Here is a 1,438-nt window from a genome sequence, read left to right on the forward strand (position 1 = left end):
TTCAACAGCACTTCCGCTTGCGAAATGTCGCCACCACCCGTTGCCAGGTAGTAACGGCTGAAATCGCTGATGCGCCATTTGATGTAAGAGTCGACGATCAGGTCTTTCTTCTCTTTGGTCACAAAGCGGTCGGCCTGGTTGTCCATGGTCTGAATACGTGCGTCGAGCATTTTCACCGTTTCAATGAACGGTATCTTGAAATGCAGACCCGGCTCATAAACCAGAGGTTTGTTGTCATCGTCACGCAGTACCTTACCAAAACGCAGCGTAATACCGCGCTCACCTTCTTTGACGACAAAGACAGACATGTAAAGCACTACCAGCACGATGATGATAATCGCGATAACTGACTTACGCATCGTTATTCCCCCTGACGCTGGTAGTCGTTACGCTGCGCGTTGGCGCGGCGTTGGTCCATAATATCGCCCTGACTGGTGGACGACGTGTTGCTTGCTCCACTGGTTGTGGAGGAAGAGGCTGGCGGCAGACGCAGCAGATTGCTGGCACCGTTATCGCTCTTCGCCGCAGGGGCGTTACCACCTTTCAGCATCTGGTCTAACGGCAGAACCATCAGGTTGCCACCTTTATCGTTAACCAGCACTTTGCGGGTGTTACCCAACACTTTTTCCATCGTCTCGATATACAGACGCTCGCGAGTAATTTCCGGCGCGGCTTTATATTCCGGCAGAAGTTTAGCAAAGCGCGCCACTTCACCCTGAGCTTCCAGGATGGTCTGGGCCTTGTACGCACGCGCCTCTTCGAGGATACGTTGCGCCTGACCGTTCGCACGCGGCTGAACTTCGTTGGTATACGCTTCTGCTTCACGAATGTATTGCTGTTCGTTTTCACGCGCGGCAATCGCATCGTCAAACGCCGCTTTTACTTCTTCCGGCGGACGAGCAGCCTGGAAGTTGACGTCCAGCAGCGTGATACCCATGTCATACGGACGAATCGTCTCTTCCAGTTCGCGCTGAGTATCGCTACGAATCACGGTACGACCTTCCGTCAGAATGCGGTCCATGGTGTATTTACCGATAACTCCACGCAGGGCGCTGTCGGTAGCCTGACGCAGGCTGTCATCCGGGCTGGTCACGCTATACAGATATTTTTCCGGATTGGTGACGCGGTACTGCACGTTCATCTCAACGCGCACTACGTTCTCGTCCGACGTCAGCATCACACCAGAAGCGGCCAGTTCACGCACGGCTTCCACGTTCACCGGTTTGACTTCGTCGATAAACGTCGGTTTCCAGTTCAGACCCGGCTCAACCAGATGGCTGAATTTACCAAAGCGTGTTACCACGCCGCGTTCGGCTTCTTTAATGGTATAGAAACCACTGGCCGCCCAGATAATGACAATCGCTGCCGCTGCGATGGTAACGACACGACCGCCAAGCTGCGGGCGCGGGCCTTGCGATGAACTGCCACCGCCAGATCG

Annotated in this window: 2 protein-coding genes; both read right to left on the bottom strand. The window is 54.4% G+C overall.

Features of this window, described 5'->3' with window-relative positions; translation table 11 throughout:
• Window positions 1-359, bottom strand: a 359-nt coding sequence (hflC, locus tag TPSD3_RS05120) for a protease modulator HflC (protein WP_086487516.1), incomplete at its 3' end; no start/stop codon positions are given.
• Between the two features lie 2 nt (window positions 360-361).
• The coding region (hflK, locus tag TPSD3_RS05125) for an FtsH protease activity modulator HflK (protein ID WP_086487517.1) at window positions 362-1,438 on the bottom strand (1,077 nt) is incomplete at its 5' end.

It is taken from the genome of Thioflexithrix psekupsensis (genome assembly GCF_002149925.1).
GTDB classification, from domain to species: domain Bacteria; phylum Pseudomonadota; class Gammaproteobacteria; order Beggiatoales; family Beggiatoaceae; genus Thioflexithrix; species Thioflexithrix psekupsensis.